Raw genomic sequence first — 19,579 nt, 5'->3', positions numbered from 1 at the left:
CTCCTTTGCGCAACGTTCCGGTTTGTGGACCATGCTGCCGCTGAAGCGCTCAGCGCTCCGCGGCGATCAGCGACCGTCCCGTCATCTCCGGCGGCTGCGGCAGGCCGAGCAGGTGCAGCATCGTCGGGGCGATGTCGGCGAGAATGCCGCCCTCGCGCAAAACGAGCCCCGGCTTCGTCACGATGAACGGCACCGGGTTCGTGCTGTGGGAGGTGACCGGGTTGCCGCGTTCGTCGATCATCCAGTCGGCGTTGCCGTGGTCGGCAGTGATGACGGCCACGCCGCCCTTGGCCAGCACCGCCTCCACGACGCGCCCGAGGCATTCGTCCACCGCCTCGACGGCCTTGATCGTCGGCGCCATCTTGCCCGAGTGTCCGACCATGTCCGGGTTGGCAAAGTTGAGGATGATCACGTCGTGGCGCTCGGCGGCGATCTCCTTCACCACGGCGTCGGTCACCTCGTATGCGCTCATCTCCGGCTTCAGGTCATAGGTCGGCACCTTGGGCGAATCGATGAGGATGCGCGTCTCGCCGGGGAACTTCTCCTCGCGCCCGCCGCTGAAGAAGTACGTGACGTGGGGGTACTTCTCCGTCTCGGCGATGCGCAGCTGCGTCAGGCCGTGCTGGACGAGGACCTCGCCGAAGGTGTTGTCGAGATTGGTCGGTTTGTAGGCCACGTAGCCGTTCACCGTCTCGCTGAAGTGGGTCATCGAGACGAAGTGGAGGTCCTTCGGCCGGTTCGGCCCGCGGTCGAAGCCGCGGAAATCTTCGTTGGTGAAGGCCTGCGACAGCTGGATGGCCCGGTCGGGACGGAAGTTGAAGAAGATGATCGCGTCGCCGTCCTTCACCAGCCCCACCGGTTCGCCGGCCTCATCCACGATCACCGTGGGCATGACGAACTCGTCGTAGACGCTCTTTTCGTAGGATTCCCGAATGGCTTTCAGCGGATCGCGGTAGCGGGGCCCTTCGCCGTAGACCATGGCCCGGTACGCCTTCTCCGTCCGCTCCCAGCGGCGGTCGCGGTCCATGGCGTAGTACCGTCCTTGCACGGTGGCGATTTGCCCCACGCCCAGCTCGCGGATCTTGGCTTGGAGCTGCTCGATGTACCGCACCGCGCTGTCCGGGGCCACGTCGCGTCCGTCGAGGAAGGCGTGGACATAAACCCGCTCGACGTTTTCCCGCTTGGCCAGCTCCAGCAGGGCAAAGAGGTGCTCGATGTGGCTGTGCACACCGCCGTCGGAGACGAGGCCGGCCAGGTGCAGCGCCGTGCCACGCCGCTTGACGTGGGCGATGGCGTTCAGGAAGGTTTCGTTGCGGAAGAAGGCCCCTTCGCGGATGTCCTTGCTGATGCGCGTCAGGTCCTGGTAGACAATGCGGCCGGCACCGATGTTCAGGTGGCCGACCTCGGAGTTGCCCATCTGCCCGGCGGGAAGGCCCACCGCCTCGCCGCTGGCCTGAAGGGTGGTATGCGGATAGGTGGCCCAGTAGCGGTCGAAGTTGGGCTTCTTCGCCTGGGCCACGGCGTTGCCGTGCACCTCGTCGCGCAGGGCAAAGCCGTCGAGGATGATGAGGATGAGCGGCTTGGGCCGCACCTGGGTCATGCGCCATCCCTCCCTTGCGCCTCGCCTCTCGCCGGATTCGCCGCGTCGAGAAGCTGGAGGTAGCTGTCGGCCTCGAGGCTGGCCCCGCCCACCAGCGCCCCGTCAATTTCCGGGAAGGCGAGAAATTGGCTGAGGTTGGCCGGCTTCACGCTGCCGCCGTAGAGGACGCGCGCCTGCTCGGCCACCCCAGCCCCGTACCGGTCGGCCAGCACCCCGCGGATCGTCCGCGCCACGCGGGCGGCGTCTTCGCCGGTGGCCGTGCGCCCCGTGCCGATGGCCCACACAGGCTCGTAGGCGATGACCACCCGCGCCGCGTCATCGGCCGCGATACCGTCCAGGGCGGCGGCCGTCTGCCGGCGCACCACCTCTTCCGTCCGTTCCGCCTCGCGCTCCTCCAGCGTCTCCCCGACGCACAGGATGGGCACCAGATTGTGACGCAGGGCGGCGCGCACCTTCTTGTTCACCGTCTCGTCGGTCTCGCCGAAGAGCTGCCGCCGCTCGGAATGGCCGACGATGACGTACCGGACGCCGAGATCGGCCAGCATCACCGGGCTCACCTCCCCGGTGTAGGCCCCCGCCTCCTCCCAGAACAGGTTCTGGGCGCCGAGGGCCACGCCGTCCCCCTCCCGGCGCTCCACGGCCAGGGGATGAAGGGCGGTGAAGGGCGCGCACACCACCGCCTCCACGCCGGCCGGCACGCGGCCGCGCACGGCGCGCCAGAAGGCGAGGGCCTCATCCACCGTCTTGTGCATCTTCCAGTTGGCCGCAATCAGCCTCACGCGCACGCCGGCCTCACTCCTTGTCCCGCAGCGCGGCCACGCCGGGCAGCGTCTTGCCTTCCAGAAATTCGAGGGACGCCCCGCCGCCGGTGGAGATGTGGCCGATGCGGTCGGCCAGGCCGGCCTTCTCCACCGCCGCCACCGAGTCGCCGCCGCCGACCACCGTGTGGGCGCTCGAGTCGGCCAGGGCGCGGGCCACGGCAAAGGTCCCCTCGGCAAAGCGGGGCATCTCAAAGACGCCCATCGGCCCGTTCCACACAACGAGACGGGCGCCGCGGATGGCCTCGCGGTAGCGCGCCACCGTCTCCGGCCCGATGTCCAGGGCCATCCACCCGTCGGGGATGGCGTCGACGGACACCACGCGGGTCGCGGCGTCGAGGGCGAAGCGATCGGCCACCACCACGTCGACGGGCAGGAGCAGGCGCACGCCCTTCTCCTCGGCGCGCGCGAGCAGCGCGCGGGCCAACTCGAGCTTGTCCTCCTCCACGAGGGACGCGCCGGTGGCATGCCCCTTGGCGCGCAGGAAGGTGTTGGCCAGCCCGCCGCCGAGGATCAGCGTGTCCACCCTGGTGAGCAGGTTCTCGATGACGCCGATCTTGTCTTTCACCTTGGCCCCGCCGATGATGGCCACAAAGGGCCGCGCCGGGTTGGCCAGCACCTCGGAGAGGGTGTTCACTTCCTTCTCCATCAGAAAGCCGGCCACGGCGGGGAGGTGGCGGGCGATGCCCTCCGTGGAGGCGTGGGCGCGATGGGCCGCCCCGAAGGCGTCGTTTACGTACACGTCAGCCAGCCGGGCCAAGGCCGCCGCCAGCGCGGGGTCGTTCTTCTCCTCGCCGGGATGGAAGCGCACGTTTTCCAAAAGGAGCACCTCGCCGGGCGCCAGGGCCGCCGCGGCCGCCTCCACCTCCGGCCCCACCACCTCGTTCACCTTCTTCACCGGCTTGCCGAGCAATTCCGAAAGCCGACGGGCCACCGGATCGAGGCGCAGCTCCTCCTTCACCTGGCCCTTGGGACGGCCGAGGTGGCTGGCCAGGATCACCCTTGCCCTCTGCTCGATCAGGTAGCGGATCGTCGGCAGCGCCGCGCGAATGCGCGTGTCGTCCGCCACCTGGCCGTTTTCCAGGGGCACGTTGAAATCGACGCGCACGAAGACGCGCTTGCCTTTCACATCCACGTCGCGAACGGTGAGCTTGCGCATGCACACCCTCCTCCCGAAAGAAAGGAAAGAGGAGAAGGTTCGCGCCATTCTCCTCTCTCCACACGCTCGCCCTCATTGTACGGTTTTGTCGCCAGCCCTTACAAGCCCCGCCGCGCGATGTAGGCGGCCAGGTCGACGACGCGGTTGGAGTAGCCCCACTCGTTGTCGTACCAGGCCACCACCTTGACCAGGCTGTCCTCGATGACCATCGTGCTGAGGGCGTCGACGATGGACGAATGCGGGTTGCCGTTGAAGTCGCGGGAGACGAGGGGCTCTTCGGTGTAGGCCAGAATGCCCTTCAGCTCCCCTTCGGCGGCCCGCTTGAGCGCCGCGTTCACTTCCTCCACCGTCACCGGGCGTTCCAGCTCGGCCACCAGATCGACGACGGAGACGTTGGGCGTGGGCACGCGGAAGGCCATGCCGTTCAGTTTGCCCGCAAGCTCCGGCAGCACGAGGGCCACCGCCTTGGCCGCGCCGGTCGTCGTCGGGATGATCGACTGGGCCGCCGCCCGCGCCCGGCGCAGGTCCTTGTGCGCCAGGTCGAGGATCTGCTGGTCGTTGGTGTAGGCGTGCACCGTGGTCATCAGGCCGCGGCGGATGCCGAAGGTCTCGTGCAGCACCTTGGCCACCGGGGCCAGGCAGTTCGTCGTGCACGAGGCGTTGGAGATGACGTGGTGCTTCTCGGGATCGTACCGGTGCTCGTTCACCCCGAGGACGATGGTGAGGTCGTCGTTCTTGGCCGGCGCGGAGATGATCACCTTCTTCGCCCCGCCGGCCAGGTGCTTGGCCGCGTCTTCCCGGTTCGTGAAGCGCCCCGTCGACTCGACAACGATGTCGACGCCCCATTCACCCCAGCGCAGGTTGGCCGGGTCGCGCTCGGCGCTGACGCGCACCTCCTTGCCGTTCACGACGAGCACGCCGTCGCGGGCCTCCACCTCGGCGTCGAGGGTGCCGTGGACGGAGTCGTACTTCAAGAGGTGGGCCAGCGTCTTCGCGTCGGTCAGGTCGTTGACGGCCACCACCTCCACGTCGTCGCGGCGCAGCGCCGCGCGAAAGACGTTACGGCCAATGCGGCCAAACCCGTTGATGCCAATCCGGACCATGGTTCATCCTCCTCCTACCATACGGTTTCCATACACAGGATTTCACATTGTTTCTTTCGGATTTCACATTGTTTCTTTCGGAATGGTATCTTCTGGATTGCCCTTTCCACGCAGCGCGGGCCTCCCCCCATCCCAACGCGCCGGGACGCGGCCTCACGCCTCCAGAATGGCGCGCGCCGCGCCTTCGTCGGTGATGAGAACGTGGGGCACGCCGTTTCGGGCCAGCGCGGCGATGGCCGGCCCCTTGCTTGCGCCGCCGGCGATGCCGATCACCCGATCGGCCTTGGCCACGTCTTCGATGCGCAGGCCGAGGGTGCGCATGGCGAACACGACGCGTCCGTCGCGGTCAAAATAGTACCCGAAGGCCTCGGCCACCGCCCCGGTTTGCCGCAGCCGCTCGAGGGTCTCCGCGTCGGCCCCCCTCCGACGGGCCATGGTGAAGGCGTCGCCAATGCCGTGCACCACGATGCGCGCCTGGCGCACCTCGTCGAGCACCGCTTTGATGTGCGGCTCGGCGGACAGCGACAGGTACGCCTCTTCGCTCAGCGTGTCCGGCACGTGCAGGAGGCGGTACTGCCCGCCCGTTTTTTGCGCCATGCGCGAGGCGATGGTGTTGGCCTGGTGCTCGACCTGTTCGCCCAGCCCCCCGCGCGCCGGAACAAAGCGCACGCTGCGAAACACGGGGGCAGGCGCCAGCATCTCGGCGACGGCCGCCACCGTCGTGCCCCCGGCCACGGCGATGATGTCCCCCTCGCGCGCATGGCGGCGCAACCAGTCGGCGGCCACCTTGCCCATCTCCCGCTTCACCATCGGCGACCGGTCGGCATCCCCCGGAACGACGACCGCCCGCTCGATGCGAAGCCGCGCGGCCAGGCGCGTTTCCAACTCCGTGAGGCCCAACCACTGGCGCACCGCGTCCTCGAGCGCCTCGACCAGCGCCTCCCCCTCCGCGGTCAGCGACATGCCGGCGGGTGAGAAGGCCAGCAGCCCCTGATCGCGCAGGAACTCCACCTCGGCGCGCAGGGTGCGCTCGGTCATGCCGAGACAGGCGGCGAGGGAGCGGCGCCCGACCGGCTGCGCCAGCTGGATCTGCCGCAAGATGCGGTAGCGAAGGCCCAGAACGGCGACGAGGTCGGGAACCAGTTTGGCAAGCCGCTGCATGTCGGCCGTCATCGCAACTCACCCGCATTTGGGACGTTATTTGTCCCTCGTAGGTTTATGTTGTCCCACTACAGCGAAAAGAAAACGCGCAGGAACCCTGCCGCTTTCGTTATCATCATAGGGTTGAGACCGGATGGGCGTCAAGTCTCCCTCATGCGGGTACACGCGCGTCAGTCATAGCGCCGGCGCTTGGAAGACGGCGGGATGCCCAGCTCCTCCCGGTACTTGGCCACGGTGCGGCGGGCGATGGCGATGCCCTCCTGCGCCAGCAAGTCGGCCAGCTTCTGATCGGACAGGGGCCGCTTCTTGTCTTCCCCCTCGATGAGCGCCCGGATGCGCGCCTTCACGCTTTCGGCCGACGCCGCGCCGCTTGCCGTTTCCACCCCGCCGCCAAAGAAAAACTTGAAGGCGAACAGTCCGCGCGGCGTCTGCACGTACTTGTTAGCCGTCGCGCGGCTGACCGTCGACTCGTGCAAGCCGGTCATTTCGGCGATGTCCCGAAGTGTAAGCGGTTTCAAACGGGCAATGCCGTAATCCAGGAAGTCGCGCTGTCGCTGCACGATGGCCTGGGTGACGCGAAAGAGCGTCAGGCGGCGCTGCTCCACGCTGCGCACCACCCACAGCGCGGCGTTCAGCCGCTCTTCCACATAGCGGCGCGCGTCGCGATCGGCCGAATCGGACAGCAGCCGGCGATACGCGGCATTGATCGTGATCCGGGGGAGAATGCGATCGTTGAGGATGACCACGTACTCGCCGGAGACGCGCTCGACAAACACGTCGGGAACAATGTAGCGAACATCGTCAGATGCATAGGCCAGACCCGGTTTGGGGTTCAGGGCGCGAATGCGATCGACGGCGCGCTGCACGTCGGACTCGTGCACGCCGAGGGCGGCGGCAATGCGCCCCAGCCGGTGCGCAGCCAAATCCTCGAGGTGGTCGCGCACGATGGCTTCGGCCAAGGCGTCACGCGGCTCGAGGCGTGCCAGCTGCAAGAGCAGGCATTCGCGCAGATCGCGCGCCCCCACGCCGGGGGGATCGAGGCTTTGCAGCACGTCAAGGGCCTGCCGCATGGTGACCACGTCCGTCCCGGACGCTGCGGCCGCTTCCTCAAGCGACACGTCCAAATAGCCGGCATCGGTCAGGTTGCCGGCGAGAAACAGCGCCGCGCGACGCACCGGTTCGGAAACCGAGGCATAGCGCAACTGCTCCGCCAGAACGGAAAACAGCGTCTTGTCGCTGCGAGTCGCCCGCGCCAAGGGATCCTCGTCTTCGGACCACGCCGCCGCCGATTCCCGAAAGCCAGGATCCTCGAGATACGCCGCCCAGTCGACAGCATCGTCCTCGGTCGGTTCCCCTCGCGCTTCGGCACGCCGCTCTTCGTCTCCGAGCCACGCCAACTCGTCACGGGCATCAACGTTGAGGAGCGGGTTTTCGTCCGCTTGCTGTTGGAGAAAGGCCACCAAGTCAACGGCCGACAGCTGCAACACCGCCAGCGACTGGCGCAGCTGGGGCGTCAGCGCCAACTTCAGTTTTTGGACTTGCGCCAAGCCGTAGCCCAACTGCACACGGCATCCCCCCGTCAGGTAAGGCTTCGCCATCGCGCACGCGTTCTCCTGCCCAACCCACCCTTCCATATTTTACGTGGCGTTCCCGGCCGGCGTTCCCTCTTGCATTTTGGTTCCGCATCGTTTATAATGCAAACTGTCACGAGATCGAACGCATGCGCTCGTAGCTCAGTTGGATAGAGCGGCGGCCTCCGGAGCCGCGTCTTGCGGGGGTTCGAGTCCCTCCGAGCGCACCATACATAACGCGTAAAACCGCCCATACGAATGGGCGGTTTTTTTCGTACTGGGGCGCAATCGAATGGAAAAGGCGATGCGGGGTGGTTCGACACCACCTCGCTTTTTTCACCGGTTTCCGATTTACTGGTTGACCGTCTGCCGCAGGTTGCCGCCGCCAACGCTGACATCAAAGAAGTAGCTGCCGCTGCCCGTGTACGACGACACGCGAATCGTGTACGTGCCGGTGACCGACGGCTGGTAGCGAATCGTTTCCTGGCGCTTGGTCCCTTCCGACCTGGCCACGAGCGTCCCGCTGGAATTGTAGAGGTAGAGGTCAAAATCCGGGTTCGTGGACGACGACCAATTCGGCATGATCAGCGTGATGGCCAGCGGCTTGGACGCATCGGTGACATCCACCGCGAACTGGTCATAGGCGCCCGTGCCGCCAAGGGATCCCGAACCATACAGGTGGGCGGGCTGTGCCGGGCCCGTGCCGCTAAAGCCTCCCGCCTTCTTGACAGCTTCGTACCCGTTCAGGTTGCCGTACCCGTAGTCGAACGGCGTGGCCATGCTCGTCCCGCTATACGTGACATAGCCCGAGCTCGTGTTCGCTTTTGGCGCCGTAATGTTGTAGCCCGGTGCGGCGATGTCCGGTTTGATGCGGCCGTCCGCCGTGTAGCCGCGGCTCGAGAAGTCGGCCAGGAAGTACCCCAGCTCGCCGGGATCGCCCATCGCCCCCACGGTGAGGGCCTTCTCCGCCGCCCCGGGCGAGCCGACGGTGTAGCGCGCCGGTCCGCTGTTGCCCGCCGCCACGGCCACCACCAGCCCGGCGTCGTGGGCGCGGTTGACGGCCTAGGACGTCGCGTCGGTCCCGTCCGAGCTGCCGCTCGTGCCGAGGCTCAGGTTGAGGACGCGAATGCCGTAGACGTCCTTGTTCTGGATGCACCAGTCGATGGCGGCCGTCACCGTGCTCATCGAGCCGCTGCCGCTGGCGTTCAGCACCTTCACCCCCACCAGCGCCGCGCCGGGGACCACCCCTTTGTAGCGAGAGTCGGCTTGTCCCTCGCCGGCGATGATCCCGGCCACGTGCGTCCCGTGCCCGTTGTCATCATACGGGGCGGTCCGGTTGTTGACGAAATCCTTCCATCCGATCACCTTGCCGCCGTCAAGGTCGACGTGTCCGGCGTCGATTCCCGTGTCGATGACGGCGACGACGACGTCGTTCTTGGAATAGCTCAACGGGTTGCCGTCACGGTTGCCGTCCACGCCGAAGTCCTGGCGCGCCTTCGTCGTCCCGTACCAACTCGACGCCGTCTGCATTGCGGCATAGACGGGCTCGTCGTACTCGATCTGCTTGATGAAGGGCAGTTTGGCCGCCAGCTCAATCTGCCGCTTCGTCAGTTCCGCGGCAAAGCCGGACAGCGCCCCATAGGCGTGCTTGACGGAAAACGGTCCGACGTGCCGCTTCAGCTCCTCGAGATGGCGGGCCGTGTCCGCTTCGCCGAACAGGACGATGACGGGCAGCCGCTCGTCGTCGCGGGCCGCCTGGAGCCGCTGTTCGAGGTTGTCAAACAGCTTGTTTTTGTTGTGGTCGGCGATGGCGACCGTCGCCGCCTGCGGCTTCGCCTCCACGGCCTTCTTGGCCTCCGCCCCCCACGCAGCGGGACCCAGCAACAGGGAGGCCCCGAACAGGAGGACCAAGCTCCCGTACCCCAACGCGCTCCTCTTCACCGTGCTCTCCCCTTTCCCCGCGTTTTTGGCGTGCCGGTGTGGTCCGGCCTTCACCGTTCCGCCGCTTCTCTAACGGTTCCTGCGTCGCGCACCGTCCGCTCCATCCCCCCTTTCCTACCGCCATCATACCTCAATGATTTCGGAAAATTTATACAATTATAGCTACACCGTTCGACACTTTCGCCGCGCCGCAGCTCCCCGCATTTTGCGATTCGACACGATCAACAGTGAAATGGCTTACAACACAAGGCACTCGGCGCGGCGTCCCCTCGGTTCTCTTCATCAGGCCTCCCGCCACCCGCCGTCCGCGCCCGGCTCGGGGCGTGCGGGGCGCGCCGCAACCCCTTCGCCCGGGTCCTCTGAACGCCGTTCGGGCAAAGCGGGGCGGTGCACGGCGAGAAACCAGGCGATGCCGCCGAGGATAAGCGCCGCGCCGAGGAATTGCGTCCACGTCGGCACCTCTCCGAACACCCAGTAGGCCAAGAAGGCCGCCCCGACCGGCTCGCCGAGGATGCTCATCGAGATGACGTTGGCCGACACCCAGCGGATCAGCCAGTTCATCAGCGTATGTCCCAGGAGGGTGGGAAGCAGGGCGAGCAAGAAAAACAGGGCCCATTCGCGCATCGGGTACGGGAACAAGGGATAGCCGCCGACCACCGCATAGCCGACCAGCCACAGCGTGCTCGAGGCGTACACGAGCAGCGTGTAGGCGTACAGAGAAAGGCGCTGCCGAACATGTTGGCCGATCAGCCAATAGGCCGTCACCAGAGCCGCGCCCAGCAAGGCGAGGACATCCCCCCAAAAGGCCATGCCGCCGACGCGAACGTCGCCCCACCCGATGAGCAGGCTACCGGCCAAGGTCAAGGCCACGCCGGCCAAGGCCCGACGTCCCACCCGCTCCCCAAACAGCCAGTACGCCCCGACAAGAGAGAAGAGGGGCTGCAGCGTGACGAGCACGGTGGAACTGGCCACCGAGGTGTAGCGCAGCGAGGCAAACCAGACCACGAAGTGCCAGGCCAGAAAAAAGCCGGCCAGCAGGGCGTACAGCCAATCGCGCCGCGAAAGCCGCGCCCTCATCCCCCGGCCCCACAACGGGTAAAAGGGAAGCATGAGCAGCACGGCCAGCCCCAGCCGGTACGCCGCCAGCACCGGCGGTGGCGCCGTCGACAGTTTGGCCAAGATGGGCGAGGTGGAAATCATCAGCACGGCAAGGGCCAACACCGCGTACACGAACAGGCGGCTGGGGGCCACATCCCGTTCCTCCCTTCCTTTGCGCTTCGCCGGCGCACCGTGATAAGATGGGAGTGCAACCCATCGGCAAAGGAGGACCGCAGCATGCCGCTCGTCCCCATGGTCATCGAGCAAACCAGCCGCGGCGAACGCGCCTACGACATCTACTCGCGGCTGCTGAAGGATCGCATCATCTTCCTCGGCACGCCGATCGACGACAACGTGGCCAACATCGTCGTCGCCCAGCTCTTGTTTTTGGCTGCCGAAGACCCGGAAAAGGACATCTACCTGTACATCAACAGCCCGGGCGGGTCGATCACGGCGGGGATGGCCATCTACGACACGATGCAGTACATCAAGCCCGACGTGTCGACGATCTGCGTCGGCCTGGCCGCGTCAATGGGCGCCTTTCTTCTGGCCGCCGGGGCAAAGGGCAAGCGCTTTGCCCTGCCCAACAGCGAAGTGATGATCCACCAGCCCCTCGGCGGCGCCTATGGCCAAGCCAGCGACATCGCCATCCAGGCCAAGCGCATCCTGCGCATGCGCGAGAAGTTGAACAAAATCCTCGCCGAACGGACCGGCCAGCCTCTGGAGCGGATTGAAAAGGACACCGACCGCGATTTCTTCATGAGCGCGGAAGAGGCCAAGGCGTACGGCATCATCGATGACGTCATCGAGCACGCGCCAAAAACAAAATAGGAGACGGGCGATACGGCCCGTGACGCGCCGGCGGCTGCCCCTATTTTGGGCAGCCGATTCTTGATGCGAAAAAACCGGGCCGGATCGGGCCCGGTTTGCGAGAAGCCGCGCGCCCCTTCCACCCGGCAGGCGTCGGTTCCGACGCGCCCCTCACTCCTCTTTCGACACCAGCGCCTTCAGGCTGCGGATCGCCTGTTCGGCGTCGCTGCCCTCGGCGATCAGCGCAATCTCCGTCCCCGGTCGGATGGCCAAGCTCATGATGCCCATGATGCTCTTGGCGTTGACGCGTTTGTCGTTCACTTCCACGTAAATGTCCGCCGCGTACCGGTTGGCCTCTTGCACGAACAGCGCCGCCGGGCGGGCTTGCAACCCTGTTTTCAGCTTCACCACCACCGTTTCCCGCACCACTGTCCATTCCCCCCTTCCCGCGTTCCCCGTGTGGGGCCACGCCCGATCTGTCGCACACTTCCATTATAGCAAAGGACCGACACGTCACAGGGAGGCGGATTGCTCGCGCTGGCGCAATTTCTCGGCAATTTCATTGATCTTGCGCAGGCGGTGGTTGATGCCCGACTTCGACACCTTTCCCGGCAGCAGTTCGCCAAGCTCCTTGAGGTTGACGTCGGGATGCTGCAAGCGCAGCTCCGCCACTTCGCGCAGCTTGGGCGGCAACTGATCGAGGCCGATGGTCTTCTCGATGTAGCGGATGTTCTCGATCTGCCGCATCGCCGCGTTCACCGTTTTGTTCAGGTTGGCCAGCTCGCAGTTTTGCACGCGGTTGACCGAGTTGCGCATATCCTTGAAGATGCGAACATCCTCGAAGTACAAGAGGGCCTGGTGCGCGCCGACGATGTTGAGGAATTCGGCGATCTTCTCGCCTTCCTTCAGGTACAAGATGTGCCCTTTCTTGCGTTCGATGCACTTGGCGTTCAACCGGAACTGGTTGGCCAGGGCGGCCAGCTCCTGGCAATGTTCCGGATAGGCGTTGAAGATCTCGAGGTGGTACGACGACGCCTCGGGGTGGTTGACCGAGCCGCCGGCCAAAAAGGCCCCGCGCAGATAGGCCCGTTTGCAGCACTTCTTCTTCAAGAGGCCCTTGGAGATCCCCCGCACAAAGGTGACATCGTCGGCCATGATCCCCAGCTCACGGAGGACCTCCCGCGCGTGCTGGGCGATGCGCACCACGTAGACGTTGTTCTTCTTCAGGCGCATCTTGCGCCGCACGAGGAGCTCCGTCGGCACGCCGAAGACCTGCTTGAGCAGCGTGAAGATCCGCCGGGCGATGGCCGCGTTTTCCGTGGTCACGTCAAGGATAAAGCGCCCCTGGCCGAACTGCACCGTCCCGTTCATGCGCACCATGGCGGCCAGCTCCGCTTTCTTGCAGCACGGCGGCGCGTCGAGCTGGGTCAGCTCGCGCTTCGTCTCCTGCGCAAAGGACATCGGCCCCCCTCCTTTCCCCGTTACCCGTCTTGCCCCCGGCGGTGCTGCGATGCGATGCGCAGAATGTGGTCGGACAGCCGGGCGGCGTTGTGCCGGAGATACGTGCGGTAGACGGCCAACTCGTCGACAATCACCCGGTATCCCATGGCCTCGAGCCGCCGCCGGTCGCAGCGCACCGGCTTCTTCCCCTCTTGGGCGTAGCGCTGCGCGACCTCGGAAGGAATCCGCCCGCTGTGCACGATGACATAGTCGAACAGCCGGTCGCCGACGTGGTCGACGAGGGCCTGCACGTGGTCGGCCGCGCTGTATCCGTCCGTTTCCCCCGGCTGGGTCATCACGTTGCAGATGTACAGCTTGACCGCCGGCGACCGCCGGATGGCGTCGACAATGCCCGGGACGAGCAAATTGGGAAGCAGGCTGGTGTAGAGGCTCCCCGGTCCGAGCACGATGGCGTCGGCCTGCTCCAGGGCGGCGACGGCCTCGGGCAAGGCGGCGACGTCGGGCGGGTCCAGCCACACGCGGCGAATGCGCTTTCCGGCGAGCGGAATTTTCGACTCCCCGGTGACGACGGTGCCGTCCTCCATCTCGGCCTTGAGGACGATGGCCTGGTTGGCCGCCGGCAACACGTCTCCGCGCACGGCGAGGACGCGGCTCAGTTTCTTCACCGCGCGCACGAAGTCGCCCTCGATCTCCTTCATCGCCGCGATGAGCAGGTTGCCCACCGTGTGCCCGGCCAATCCCGTGCCGTTGGTGAAGCGGTACTGGAGCAGCCGCTCCAGCAGCGGCTCCGTGTCGGCCAGGGCCAAGAGCACGTTGCGCACGTCCCCCGGCGGCGGCATGTTCAATTCGTCGCGCAGCACCCCGGAGCTGCCGCCGTCATCGGCCACCGTCACGATGGCGGAAATGTGCACGGGACGCTCTTTGAGCCCGCGCAGCAGCACGGAGAGTCCCGTCCCGCCGCCGATGACGACGACGCGCGGGTTGTCGCGCGGCGCAATCCCTCCATGCGGTATCATGCCCCAGCTTACCCCCGCGTTGTCGGATGGTCTTTCTGCATGTCGCGATGCGTCACCGTCACCGCGTAGGCGTCGCGAAAGGCGCGCGCCACGTGTTCGGCGATGGCCACGGAGCGATGCCTGCCGCCCGTGCAGCCGATGCCGATCACGACGTGGTTCTTCCCCTCCCGCTCGTAGTACGGAAGGAGAAACCGCAACAAGTCGAGCAGTTTGTCAACAAACTCCTGTGTTTCTTTCCATTGGAAAACATAGTCGTACACGGCCGGGTCGCGCCCCGTCTGGGGACGCAAGGCCGGGATGTAGTGCGGATTGGGCAAGAACCGCACGTCAAACACCAGATCGGCGTCGAGGGGCAGGCCGTACTTAAACCCGAAGGACACGACGTGAACGGTCAGCCGATTAAGGGCAAGCTGCCCGAAGCGCTGCATGAGGCGCTCCTTGAGCTGCGCCGGTCGCAGGTTTGTCGTGTCGATCACCTCGTTGGCCCGCCCCTTCAGCTCCTCGAGCAGCTGGCGCTCCCGGCGAATGCCGTCGAGCACCGAGCCGTCGGCGGCCATCGGATGGCGTCGCCGCGTCTCCTTGTACCGCTGGACAAGCACGGAATCGCTGGCGTCCAGAAACAGGATGTACGTGCGCACGCCCGGCATGTGGGCCAGCTGCTCAAAGGCGTCAAACAGCGACCGGAAGAATTCCCGTCCCCGCAGGTCGATGACCAGGGCGACCTTTTCGATCTGGCCCCCCGACTGCTGAATCACTTCGGCAAACTTGGGAATGAGCACGGGGGGGAGGTTGTCGACACAAAAAAAGCCGAGGTCCTCGAGGCTCTGCATGGCCACGGTCTTCCCCGCACCCGACATCCCCGTGATGATCACCAGGTTGACCCGCTGCTTTCCGCCCCGGTCCGCCATACGCCCTCCCCCTTCGCGGCGCCGCGATCGGTCACAACCCCTCGCGGCGGTCGATGACACAGTCGATCAAGGCGTAGTCCGGCGTGTAGCGAAACTTGCCGGTAATCAGCCCACCGCCTTGCGTGATGTGCGTCAAGAACAGCTGGTCGCCCGGCGCCGTCGGAAGCTCCGGAATGCGCGAGACCTCGTGCCACGCGAGAACGCCCTCCGGCGAATCCGTCACCGGCTCGCCCTCATAGCGCTCGGCGTAAAACGTAAACAGCATCCATTCGTCGACGACGCGCCCGCCGTCTTCGATCAGGACGGTAAACACGCCGCGCAGCGCCGGATCGATCAGGGTCAGCCCCGTCTCCTCGCGGTACTCCCGGATCACCGCTTCGGTCACGCTTTCGGCGGGCTCCATCTTCCCGCCCGGCGCCACCCACCAGCCGCGGCGCGGTTTGCGCAAGAGGAGCACGCGATTGCCGTCCCGCAGCACGCAGTTCGTCACCCGCTGCATCCGCTGTCACCTCTCAACCCTAAGCATACCACCAAAACAAAGGGGCTCACAAGGAACGGACCGGCAGCCCGAGCCAACCCAAACAAAAAACGCGGGCTCGGCCGCCCGCGATTACCAAAAACAAAGGGGGGTTACTTCGCATCTTTAGTATACACCGCGTATGTTTCGGGTTTGTTACAAATCATGAACAAATCGTTACCGTTTTCGTAACGGGTTTCAACCCCCACCCGATACGCGTCAGTCTTGGAGGCTTTGGATGTACGCGTACGCCTCCATGGCGGCGATGCTGCCGTCGCTGGTGGCGGTGACGATTTGCCGGAGCTGCTTTTCCCGCACGTCGCCGGCGGCAAAGATTCCCGGCACCTTCGTGCGCATCCGCTCGTCGGTCACGATGTAGCCGGCCTCGTTCGTGATCCCGAGGTCTTTGACGCAATCGGACAGGGGCTCCATCCCGATGTAGATGAACACGCCGTCGCACGGAAACTCGCGCGTCTCGCCGGTCTCCACATGCTTGAGGCGGACACCGGTCACCTTGTTGTCCCCATGGATCTCCTCCACCACGTGGTTCCAAATGAAGTCCACCTTCGGGTTGTCAAAGGCCCGCTTCTGCAAGATGGGCTGGGCGCGCAGCTTGTCGCGGCGGTGCACGATCGTCACCTTGGCTGCAAAGTTGGTCAAGAACACGCCCTCTTCCACGGCCGAGTCGCCGCCGCCGACCACCACCAGTTCCTTCCCTTTGAAAAACGCCCCGTCGCACACGGCGCAATAGGACACCCCGCGGCCCGCCAATTCCTGCTCACCCGGCACACCAAGCTTGCGCGGCGTGGCCCCCGTGGCCACGATCACCGCCTTGGCGCGGTACTGCTTGTCGCCGCAGTCGACCACCTTGACGCGCCCCTCGTCCACGACGCGCTTGACGTCGCCGTACGCGTACTCGGCCCCAAACTTTTTGGCGTGTTCAAACATGAGGTTGGACAGCTCAGGCCCCAGGATGTGCTCAAACCCCGGGTAGTTTTCCACTTCCTGGGTGTTCATCATCTGGCCGCCGGGGGCGCCGCGCTCAATCATCAGCGTGGACAGATTGGCCCGCGCCGCGTACACGGCGGCGGTCATGCCCGCCGGACCGGCCCCGACGATGATGACATCGTACAGCCGTTCGTCCGTCATGGCCGTCGCCTCCTGGATCGATGTTTTTCGATTTTGCCGCGAAAAGAGAAAGCCGTGGCCCCGTTTCACAGCGTTCCCAATCCGATCATAGCGAATCGGACTACGGCTTCGCAAGGGCAAGGCGCAACAGGCGGGCGATGCGGGACACCGCCGATGGGGCAACGCCATAGCGGGCGGCCAGCTCCCTTTGCTTAACCGGCTTTCCCACCCGCCGCGCCGCCACGTACTCCACCGCCGCCGCCCACGCCTCGGGTTTGCGAATCTGCCTCGGTTCCGGGCGCTTCGCCATCACGTAGGCGCACCAGAGGGCCACCGCCTCGCGGTACACCGGATTCTCGCGGTCCGCGTTGTATTGCACCGACAGGGATAGCAGCACCTTTCGCCACGCCGGCGGCCACCCCGCAACAACGGAAAGCCATCCGGGAACGCTCCCCTCATCCCCCGGCCGCTCGCCCTCTCCCGCCGCAAAACCGCGGCCACCGCGCGAGAGCAAGGCGAGAAAGGCCAGGGCCTTCAGATCGTCGGCCTCGTCGGGGTCGAGGAGAAACTGGCGCAAGGCCGCCTCCCCTTCGCTGTCGCCGAGCTGGGCCAGCGCCTCGATCGCGCGCCGCTTGGTCGCCGCATCGCCAAAGCGCAGCGCCCACAAGTAGGAGGCCCGCACCAGCGGGTCGTTGCGCAGCCCTTCCGGAAGCTCCTGGGGCGAAAGCAGCGCCACCTGCTCGTAACCCTCAAGCGGGATCTGGTGCTGATACGGCAGCGCCTCGGGGGCCGCCCGCTTCCCCGCCTCCACCTCTTCCATCACCTGCAAGTAGTAGGCGGCCACCGGATCGCCGCTCAGGCGCACGGCCTTTTCCCACAGGCGCCGGGCCTCTTCGGGATGGCCGGTGTTGTACGCCGCCACCGCGGCGAAATGCAGGAGCGGCGCCTCTTCCATCCGCGCCCAATCGAGCAGCTTGCGGAGCAACACGCGCGCGCGCTCATGCTCGCCCAACAGGCCCAGCGTGGTGGCCAGCTTGTACATCGCCTCCGGTTGGAGGGGGATCAGCTTCACCAGCAACCGCGAAAGGTGAACCAGCCGCGGCCAGTCGCCCAGATTGACGCAAAAAACGGCCAGGTTGCAGAGGGCGTGGAGATTGTGCGGGTCTTGCGCGAGCACCGCCTCGACGGCGGCCACGGCCCGCTCGAGACGCCCGGTGTAATAGTAGGCCAAGGCCAGGTTGTTGCGCGTCGGCAAAAAGTCGGGATGGGCCTTCACCAGGTCCTCCAAGAGCGCCTGCGCCTCATGAAACCGCCCCGTCTCGAGCAGCGCGCGGGCATGCTCGTGGCGCTGCACGATCGACCCGTTCTGCGGCGGCCCGCCGCCCTCGTCCGCCTGGTGAAGCTCCGCGTACACCGCCTCGAGCAAGTCGTGGGCCAGATCGGCGTACTCGCCCTGCGGCTCCCGCTCCAAATAGCGCAAGGCGTACGCTTCGGCCTCCTCGTAGGCGCCGAGATAGGCGTGGTTCGACGCGAGGAAGTACCACACGTCGGCCCACTCGGGGCACAGCTCCCGGAGCCGCCAAAGCGCTTCGTTGGATTCGGCAAACCGCCCCGCCTCGGCCAGCACCTCGGCCAACAGATACCACGCGTCCACATCGTCGGGCGCGAGCTGCACCGCCCGCTCAAGCAAGCGGATGGCCTTGTCGTAAGCCTTCCGCCGCTGCTGGACGCGTGCGCGGCGGCACAAGAACGGCACGTCGCCCAGGGGCAGGGGGACAACGGTTTGCCGCGATGCGCGCGAGGCGCGCAGGGGTGGGGTCACGTTGTGGGGCATGGAAACCTCCAGGCCGTCCAAGGTTTTCTGTTTTCAGTATACCATACCCCTACGACGGCTTGTGCCGTTCGGCCAGCTCCTCCAGCACCGCCGCAAGGGAAATTCGGGCGGCGCGCAGGAGGACGAGCAGGTGGTAGAGGAGATCGGCCGCCTCGTAACGCAGCTCGCAGGCCGATGCGTTCTTGGCGGCAATGATCACCTCGCTCGCCTCTTCGCCCACCTTCTTCAGGATCTTGTCCAAGCCCTTCTCGAACAGGTACGTCGTATAGGACCCCTCTGGCCGCTCGCGGTCGCGCTGGGCAACCACCCGCTCGAGGAGGGTCAGCACGGCCAGCGGCGGACGCGCCGGCGCATCGGAAGCGTCGGCCGCCCACAGCGTGCCGCTGAAGCACGACGGCGTGCCTTCGTGACAGGCCGGCCCCTGCGGTTCCACCTCGTACAGGAGGCAGTCCCCGTCGCAGTCGTAGCGGATGCGCGCGACGCGCTGCACGTTCCCCGACGTGGCCCCCTTGCGCCACAGCGCCTGCCGCGAGCGGCTGTAGAAGTGGGCTTCGCCCGTCTGCACCGTCTTGACCAGCGCGTCGCGGTTGGCAAACGCGAACATCAAGACATCGCCGCTGGCGACATCCTGCACGATCACCGGAATGAGGCCCCGTTCATCAAAGCGCAGCGCCTCCCACGGAATGGACAGCTGGGGATCAGACACGTACCGGCACCCCCCGCTCGCGCAAGTAGGCCTTCACCGCGCCGATCGACGTCTCGCCGTAGTGGAAGATGGACGCGGCCAGCGCGGCGTCGGCTTTCCCTTCCGTCAGCACGGCGTAGATGTGTTCCGCCGACCCGGCCCCGCCCGACGCGATGACGGGGATGCCTACCGCCTCGGCCACGGCGCGGGTTAAGGCCAGGTCATAGCCGTCTTTGCTGCCGTCGGCGTCCATGCTGGTGAGGAGGATCTCCCCCGCCCCCAGCGCCTCGGCTTGCCGGGCCCATTCGACGGCGTCAAGCCCCGTCGCCTTCCGCCCGCCATGGGTGTAGACCTCCCAGCGTCTCGCGTCGGGGTTCCATTTGGCGTCAATGGCCACGACGATGCACTGGCTGCCGAAGAGGCGCGCCCCTTCGGCAATCAGGTGGGGGTTCTGCACCGCCGAGGTGTTGATGGACACCTTGTCCGCTCCGGCGCGCAGAAGGCGCGTCATGTCCGCCACCGTGCGGATGCCGCCGCCGACGGTGAAGGGAATGGCGAGGCGCGCCGCCGTCTGCCGCACCACGTCCACCATCGTCTCGCGCCCCTCGTGGGAGGCGGAGATGTCGAGGAAGACGAGCTCGTCGGCGCCCGCCTCGTCGTAGGCGGCGGCGAGTGCCACGGGATCGCCGGCATCGCGCAGGTTGACAAACGAGCCTTTTTCGTTGTCCGAATCCCTTGTATTCGGTGCACTTTCACCTTCACAAAACTG

The 19,579-nt window shown here is 66.1% G+C and carries 17 protein-coding genes, 1 tRNA gene and 1 pseudogene; 2 read left to right on the top strand and 17 right to left on the bottom strand.

Features of this window, described 5'->3' with window-relative positions; genetic code table 11:
• Nucleotides 1-49 precede the first annotated feature (49 nt).
• The 6 genes from gpmI to rpoN all read right to left on the bottom strand — a co-directional run bounded on the left by gpmI (nucleotide 50) and on the right by rpoN (nucleotide 7,439).
• Nucleotides 50-1,600: a 2,3-bisphosphoglycerate-independent phosphoglycerate mutase gene (gene gpmI, locus IEX61_RS08055; protein WP_188817494.1), complete on the bottom strand. Its 1,551-nt coding sequence runs from the start codon at nucleotides 1,598-1,600 to the stop codon at nucleotides 50-52.
• Nucleotides 1,597-2,385, bottom strand: a complete 789-nt coding sequence (gene tpiA / locus IEX61_RS08050) for a triose-phosphate isomerase (RefSeq protein WP_188817492.1) — start codon at nucleotides 2,383-2,385, stop codon at nucleotides 1,597-1,599. The genes gpmI and tpiA overlap by 4 nt, the downstream gene beginning before the upstream one ends.
• A 7-nt stretch (nucleotides 2,386-2,392) precedes the next feature.
• Complete coding sequence (locus IEX61_RS08045; protein WP_188817490.1) at nucleotides 2,393-3,577, bottom strand: phosphoglycerate kinase; 1,185 nt, start codon at nucleotides 3,575-3,577, stop codon at nucleotides 2,393-2,395.
• A 98-nt stretch (nucleotides 3,578-3,675) separates the two neighbouring features.
• Nucleotides 3,676-4,680, bottom strand: a complete 1,005-nt coding sequence (locus IEX61_RS08040) for an ArsJ-associated glyceraldehyde-3-phosphate dehydrogenase (RefSeq protein WP_054672777.1) — start codon at nucleotides 4,678-4,680, stop codon at nucleotides 3,676-3,678.
• 153 nt (nucleotides 4,681-4,833) lie between these two features.
• The gene (locus tag IEX61_RS08035; RefSeq protein WP_188817488.1) at nucleotides 4,834-5,853 is read right to left on the bottom strand and encodes a sugar-binding transcriptional regulator; all 1,020 of its coding nucleotides are present in this window, start codon (nucleotides 5,851-5,853) and stop codon (nucleotides 4,834-4,836) included.
• 158 nt (nucleotides 5,854-6,011) lie between these two features.
• Nucleotides 6,012-7,439 (bottom strand): RNA polymerase factor sigma-54, encoded by a 1,428-nt coding sequence (gene rpoN / locus IEX61_RS08030; protein WP_229725781.1) that lies wholly within the window; start codon nucleotides 7,437-7,439, stop codon nucleotides 6,012-6,014.
• Nucleotides 7,440-7,563: 124 nt separating this feature from the next.
• Between rpoN and IEX61_RS08025 the strand changes: the two genes are divergently transcribed.
• Nucleotides 7,564-7,642: transfer RNA gene (locus IEX61_RS08025), tRNA-Arg, on the top strand.
• Between the two features lie 121 nt (nucleotides 7,643-7,763).
• Here IEX61_RS08025 and IEX61_RS12490 read toward each other — a convergent pair.
• Together IEX61_RS12490 and IEX61_RS08015 are read right to left on the bottom strand one after the other, a co-directional pair.
• Nucleotides 7,764-9,254: pseudogene (locus IEX61_RS12490) on the bottom strand (S8 family serine peptidase).
• 381 nt (nucleotides 9,255-9,635) lie between these two features.
• On the bottom strand, nucleotides 9,636-10,604 hold the full coding sequence (locus IEX61_RS08015) for a DMT family transporter (protein WP_229725780.1): 969 nt from the start codon (nucleotides 10,602-10,604) through the stop codon (nucleotides 9,636-9,638).
• Between the two features lie 39 nt (nucleotides 10,605-10,643).
• Here IEX61_RS08015 and clpP point away from each other — a divergent pair, with 39 nt between their 5' ends.
• Complete coding sequence (gene clpP, locus IEX61_RS08010) at nucleotides 10,644-11,282, top strand: ATP-dependent Clp endopeptidase proteolytic subunit ClpP (protein ID WP_308423727.1); 639 nt, start codon at nucleotides 10,644-10,646, stop codon at nucleotides 11,280-11,282.
• Between the two features lie 150 nt (nucleotides 11,283-11,432).
• On the opposite strand, the gene IEX61_RS08005 is transcribed toward clpP, so the two are convergent.
• From IEX61_RS08005 to hisF, 9 genes are all read right to left on the bottom strand, one after another.
• Entirely contained in the window at nucleotides 11,433-11,690 is a 258-nt protein-coding gene (locus IEX61_RS08005; protein WP_054670405.1) for an HPr family phosphocarrier protein, read from the bottom strand.
• An 84-nt stretch (nucleotides 11,691-11,774) separates the two neighbouring features.
• Nucleotides 11,775-12,722 carry a DNA-binding protein WhiA gene (whiA, locus tag IEX61_RS08000; protein WP_054670397.1) on the bottom strand — a complete coding sequence of 316 codons (948 nt, stop codon included), beginning with the start codon at nucleotides 12,720-12,722 and terminating at the stop codon, nucleotides 11,775-11,777.
• Between the two features lie 20 nt (nucleotides 12,723-12,742).
• Entirely contained in the window at nucleotides 12,743-13,738 is a 996-nt protein-coding gene (mgfK, locus tag IEX61_RS07995; RefSeq protein WP_054670393.1) for a gluconeogenesis morphogenetic factor MgfK, read from the bottom strand.
• Nucleotides 13,739-13,746: 8 nt separating this feature from the next.
• Nucleotides 13,747-14,646: an RNase adapter RapZ gene (rapZ, locus tag IEX61_RS07990; protein ID WP_188817486.1), complete on the bottom strand. Its 900-nt coding sequence runs from the start codon at nucleotides 14,644-14,646 to the stop codon at nucleotides 13,747-13,749.
• A gap of 31 nt (nucleotides 14,647-14,677) precedes the next feature.
• Nucleotides 14,678-15,145, bottom strand: a complete 468-nt coding sequence (locus IEX61_RS07985; RefSeq protein WP_188817484.1) for an 8-oxo-dGTP diphosphatase — start codon at nucleotides 15,143-15,145, stop codon at nucleotides 14,678-14,680.
• Between the two features lie 237 nt (nucleotides 15,146-15,382).
• A complete protein-coding gene (trxB, locus tag IEX61_RS07980; protein ID WP_054670413.1) occupies nucleotides 15,383-16,312 on the bottom strand; it encodes a thioredoxin-disulfide reductase in 930 nt (309 codons plus the stop codon).
• A 100-nt stretch (nucleotides 16,313-16,412) separates the two neighbouring features.
• On the bottom strand, nucleotides 16,413-18,146 hold the full coding sequence (locus IEX61_RS07975; RefSeq protein ID WP_229725779.1) for a tetratricopeptide repeat protein: 1,734 nt from the start codon (nucleotides 18,144-18,146) through the stop codon (nucleotides 16,413-16,415).
• Between the two features lie 28 nt (nucleotides 18,147-18,174).
• Nucleotides 18,175-18,831: a bifunctional phosphoribosyl-AMP cyclohydrolase/phosphoribosyl-ATP diphosphatase HisIE gene (gene hisIE, locus IEX61_RS07970; protein ID WP_229725778.1), complete on the bottom strand. Its 657-nt coding sequence runs from the start codon at nucleotides 18,829-18,831 to the stop codon at nucleotides 18,175-18,177.
• On the bottom strand, nucleotides 18,824-19,579 hold a 756-nt coding region (hisF, locus tag IEX61_RS07965), incomplete at its 5' end, for an imidazole glycerol phosphate synthase subunit HisF (RefSeq protein ID WP_188817480.1). The genes hisIE and hisF, both read right to left, overlap by 8 nt.

This window comes from Calditerricola satsumensis (assembly GCF_014646935.1).
Taxonomy (GTDB): domain Bacteria; phylum Bacillota; class Bacilli; order Calditerricolales; family Calditerricolaceae; genus Calditerricola; species Calditerricola satsumensis.
The sequence above is the reverse complement of the archived record's forward strand: the minus strand, read 5'-3'. Positions and strand labels throughout refer to the sequence as shown.